Origin of the sequence: uncultured Algibacter sp., from assembly GCF_905480415.1 — a bacterium.
In the GTDB taxonomy this organism is placed as follows: Bacteria; Bacteroidota; Bacteroidia; order Flavobacteriales; family Flavobacteriaceae; genus Algibacter_B.
On sequence record NZ_CAJQQI010000070.1, the window covers coordinates 1 to 5,297 of the forward strand.

4 protein-coding genes are annotated in these 5,297 nt (G+C 33.8%); all 4 read right to left on the reverse strand.

From position 1 onward, the window contains the following. Positions 1 to 78: 78 nt before the first annotated feature. Complete coding sequence (locus QZ260_RS05585; protein ID WP_295983729.1) at positions 79 to 1,455, reverse strand: MATE family efflux transporter; 1,377 nt, start codon at positions 1,453 to 1,455, stop codon at positions 79 to 81. Positions 1,456 to 1,675: 220 nt separating this feature from the next. Beyond that, on the reverse strand, positions 1,676 to 2,617 hold the full coding sequence (locus QZ260_RS05590; RefSeq protein ID WP_295983731.1) for a DUF561 domain-containing protein: 942 nt from the start codon (positions 2,615 to 2,617) through the stop codon (positions 1,676 to 1,678). Then, positions 2,617 to 4,239, reverse strand: coding sequence for a S8 family serine peptidase (locus QZ260_RS05595; RefSeq protein ID WP_295983734.1), 1,623 nt, complete (start codon positions 4,237 to 4,239; stop codon positions 2,617 to 2,619). The genes QZ260_RS05590 and QZ260_RS05595 overlap by 1 nt, the downstream gene beginning before the upstream one ends. Positions 4,240 to 4,264: 25 nt before the next feature. Continuing rightward, positions 4,265 to 5,297 (reverse strand): tRNA 2-thiouridine(34) synthase MnmA (mnmA, locus tag QZ260_RS05600; protein ID WP_295983736.1); only part of this gene is annotated, 1,033 nt, incomplete at its 5' end.

Genomic DNA, 5,297 nt, shown 5'->3' on the forward strand with positions numbered 1-5,297 from the left:
GTATGAACAACATAAATAGCATTCGGAAATTCTGTATTATCACCAAGTATAAATTTTGGTAGTGTCATTATAAAATTTTTAGTTGTTAGATAAAATTAGCTTTTTAGTCAAATAGTTAAATCGAATATACAATAAAATTGCCGCCGTAGTTAAACCTGCAAGTAATCCTAACCAAATTCCAAAACTTCCATAAGCATCTTCTTTTCCTAAAAACCAGCTTATCGGAAATCCTACCAACCAATACGATATAAACGTAATTATAGTTGGGATTTTAACATCTTGTAATCCACGCAATGCACCCAGGACTAATACTTGAATGCTATCACTTATTTGAAAAATAGCAGCTGCTATTAATAATTTTGAAGCTATACTCACAACTTCTTTATTATCAATAAGGTTTTCAGCATCATCAAAATCTACATATATTTTTGGCAAATAATCATGTAATACAAAGAAAATTAATGCAAAACCAATAGCCATTAGTGTACCCATTAAAAATAAAGAAAAGGCAATTCTACGCAATTCAAAATAAGCTTTTAGGCCCTTTTGATTACCGACGCGAACCATGGCTGCAACACTAAGGCCTATAGCCACCATAAACGCCATTGAACTTAAATTTAGAGCAATTTGATTTGCTGCCTGAGGGTTTTTACCTAATAAGCCACTTAGCCATATGGCTGCAGTAAAAATGGCGACTTCAAAAAACATTTGCATAGCACTTGGCGCTCCCAAATTGATGAGCTTTTTAAGCATCAATTTATCAAGTACAAAAAACTTAATATTGGTAACAAATGCTTTTGATTTTTCTTTTCCTTTTAATAAAAACCATAAATACCAAACCATTATAATTCTTGACACTAGTGTGCCATAAGCAGCCCCAACAATTCCTAATTCCGGAAAACCAAACTTTCCAAAAATCAATAAATAATTTAAAATAATATTTATAATATTAGCTATTAGCGTAGCATACATAGGATATTTAGTCATCGATAACCCATCACTAAATTGTTTAAATCCTTGAAAAATAATTAATGGAATTAATGAAATTGCAACCAAATCCAAATAAGGAATCGCTAACTCAACAACCTCAGCAGGCTGTTTCATTAAATACATGACTGGCTTTGCAAAGAATACAAGTAAAAAAAGAAGCACTCCTAAAATCGTGCATAAAAACAACCCATGTTTAAATGATGATTTGCCACGGATAAAATCTTTTGCGGAATCTGCTTCAGCTATTAAAGGCGTAATCGCAGTAGAAAACCCAATTCCCAAAGACATAGCAACGAACATAAAGCTATTACCTAAAGACACTGCAGCTAATTCTGCTGTACCTAACTGCCCAACCATAATATTATCAACAAAACTAACAAAAGTATGACCAAGCATGCCTAACATTACTGGCGCAGCTAGTTGCCAATTGTATTTAAACTCTTTAGTATAATTGCTTATTTGCATTTAGCAAAAGTAAACTTTACGCACTATATTTCAGAGATTTGATAATTTCTTTTTAGAAAAAAAGACTAATCGACAAGTATTCCTAGTTACCTGTATTTTTTGATAATATATGCGGTATTTATTATGCTCACTAAAAATTGACAGTCTACATATATGGAGACTTAGGCTTTATTTATAAGGATTTTAAATTAATGCGTAAGCTTCTTAATAAAAAATAGAATTATAACGTTGAGACCCTTTTTTTTGATTCTTCAAACTCTTTAATAATATCTTCAACAATTTTTGCAACAGGCTTAATATCATGAATCAATCCAGAAATTTGCCCAATTTCTAACTCGCCTTCCTTTAAGTCGCCTTCAAACATACCACGTTTAGCTCTTGCTCTTCCCAGTAATTCTTTTAGTTGTTCTATTGTTGGAGTAGTTTTGTATAAATCTTGAACTTGCTTAAAGAACTCGTTTTTTATCAATCTAACAGGAGCCAATTCTTTTAGTGTTAATTGTGTATCACCTTCTTTCGCTTCAACAACCATTTGTTTAAATGCCACATGAGCAGAACTTTCTTGACTAGCTACAAATCTGCTTCCAATTTGAACACCATCTGCTCCTAAGACCATAGTTGCCAGCATCGCTTTTCCAGAAGCAATACCTCCTGCTGCAATCAAAGGAAGTTGAATGTGTTCTTTAACCATAGGAATAAGCGCAAGTGTAGTTGTTTCATCACGACCGTTATGGCCACCAGCTTCAAAACCTTCAGCAACAACAGCATCAACTCCCGCTTCTTGGGCTTTTAAAGCAAACTTCACACTACTTACAACATGGACTACAGTAACACCTCGCTCTTTTAACCAGGACGTCCAAGTTTTAGGATTCCCTGCCGAAGTAAAAACAATTTTCACTCCTTCATCAACAATGATATCCATAATCTCCTGAATATTGGGGTATAACATAGGCACATTAACTCCAAAAGGTTTATCCGTAGCCTTTTTACATTTTTGAATATGCTCGCGCAATACCTCAGGATACATAGAACCTGCTCCAATAAGCCCCAGTATTCCTGAGTTACTTGATGCAGATGCTAATCGCCATCCACTATTCCAAATCATTCCTGCTTGAATAATAGGGTATTCTATTTTGAAAAGCTCAGTAATTCTGTTCGACATTATTGTTTAATTAGTTTGAATGTTTTTGAAATAGTATTGAGTTCTAATTTAATTAAATAAATCCCTTTCGGCAAATAAGCAATATCGACTATATTATTACTATTCGAAACACTATAGCTATTGATCTTTTTTCCGAGAATATCATAAAGATCCAATGTGATTAAATCATCTACTGAAGGCAATAGTATAAAAAACTTATCTTTTGCAGGATTTGGATATATTTTAATATTTAGATCATTATCCAAATTAGATTCAACTGACAAAGCATTATTTAATGCTAATTCAAGATTTGGTATGCCGTAACCTAAAAAATAATCTGGCGTTGTATACTGAGATCCAGACGCTCTGACTAATTGCATAATTTCTACATTAGTTTTACTTGGTAATGCTTGCCATAAGCAGACTATACCGCCTGCCAAAATAGGTGAACTAAAAGACGTTCCATTGGCTGTAGCAATAATATTATCCTCTGTAATAACATAACTAGCTTGCCCTTGAGCTACAACATCGGGTTTTTGTGAAGGCTGAATATCACTACCAACAGAACTAAAAGTAACATAAGCCCCTAACGCATCTACTGCTCCAATTGATAATACGTATTGAGAATCTGCAGGAGCTCCAAAACCAGAACTGCCAGAATTACCAGCAGATGTAACCATAAGCAATCCTTTTTCAAAAGCGATGTTAGCCCCTCTAGTAATGTATGCCGTATTTCCATCCATATCGGCTGGAGTATAATTGTAATTAGCATTATCGTAAGTCGTGTATCCCAGAGATGTATTAATAACATCTACACCTAAACTATCTGCCCTTTCAACTGCTTCAACCCAATAACTTTCTTCAACAGGATTTTCATTTGGAGCATCTTCAGTAATAAACAAATAATAAGAAGCATCTGGAGCCGTACCCACAAATTGATTTTCAATATAACCAGCCATATCGCTTAAAACTAAAGTTCCATGATTACTTCCGGTACTAGTATATACGTCAACAGTTCTATTTACAAAATCGTAGCTACCCAATAAATTACCGGCATCTCTAAGTCTTTTAAATGACGTCATGGCATTAACGTTTGGAAAGCCAGCATCCATAACCGCAACAGTCATATCTGTTCCTGTATAATTTGCTAGATGCAGATCATCGCCATTAAACATTTCAATTTGATTAGAAGCATCTCCATAATTGAATGTTGTAAAAGCACTTTCTAATTTAGATTCCTTTTTTTGTTTTTTTGATATACTTGTGCTTTTAGCGTTTAAACTTTTGTCTGCAAAATCAATGCTATTAACAAAAGTCAAACTTGATAATGCTTGAATATGTACTTGACTACCTCTTACATGAACCGCATTAAACCATTTGGATTTTGCCATAACGGTGATACCTGTAGTATTTTTAAGTTGTGTAATATACGTTTCATTAACAGGAACATCACGAGCATCAATAGTTACACCATGAGCATTTTTTCTATCAATAGCTTTTTGGGTAAGTATACTTATAGGATTGTTTACAGAAGCGGTGACATTTTGTTTATCTGTTAAATAAACCCAAGCATCTTCTACTTGCGCGTATAGACTAAAACTGATACAGGTGAAACCTAAAAGTAATAATGACACTTTTTTCATAGCACTAATAATTAGTAATGCTAAGTTATGAAATTACTCCGGAACCTATAAGCTCATCATCAATATACCAAGCTACAAATTGCCCTTCTGTTATGGCAGACTGAAATTCTTTAAACTCAACATACAGTCCACTATCAACTTTATGTAAAATGGCTTTTTGTAAAGGTTGTCTATATCTAATTCTTGCTAAAACTTCCATAGTTTCATCTATCTGAAGTTTTAAATCTTCTCTAATCCAATGTAATTCTGCATTGGAAACAAATAAAGCTTTCTTAAAAAGCCCAGGGTGCTCCTTTCCTTGCCCCGTATAAATTACATTCTCTTCAACATCCGTATCAATAACAAATAAAGGTTCTACCGTTCCTCCAACAGCAAGTCCTTTTCTTTGGCCCTTAGTAAAATAATGCGCACCTTGATGCTTACCAACAATTTTTCCATCGGAAATCTTATATTCAATTTTACGAGATAAATATTTTAATTTTTCTTCTGTAGAATTAAATGCAGTTTCAACATCGTTAAAAACGTCTTGCTCTTTTGGAACTTCAACAATAACGCCTTCTTTTGGTTTCAATTGTTGTTGCAAAAAATCAGGCAACTTCACTTTTCCAATAAAACATAAGCCCTGCGAATCTTTCTTTTCTGCAGTTACCAAGTCTAGTTTTGTAGCAATTTCTCTGACTTCAGGTTTTGTTAATTCACCTATAGGAAATAAAGCCTTAGATAACTGTTCTTGAGATAACTGACATAAAAAGTACGACTGGTCCTTATTTACGTCGGCTCCTGCTAGAAGCTGATAAAGCTCTTTATTACCTTTTTCAATAACCCCTTTTCTGCAATAATGACCCGTGGCAACATAATCGGCACCAAGTTCTAATGCAATTTTCATAAACACATCAAACTTAATCTCTCTATTACAAAGTACATCAGGATTTGGTGTTCTTCCTTTTTCATATTCATGGAACATATAATCAACAATGCGTTCTTTATATTGCTCACTTAAATCAACTGTTTGAAACGGAATACCAAGTTTTTCTGCCACTAACATAGCATCATTACTA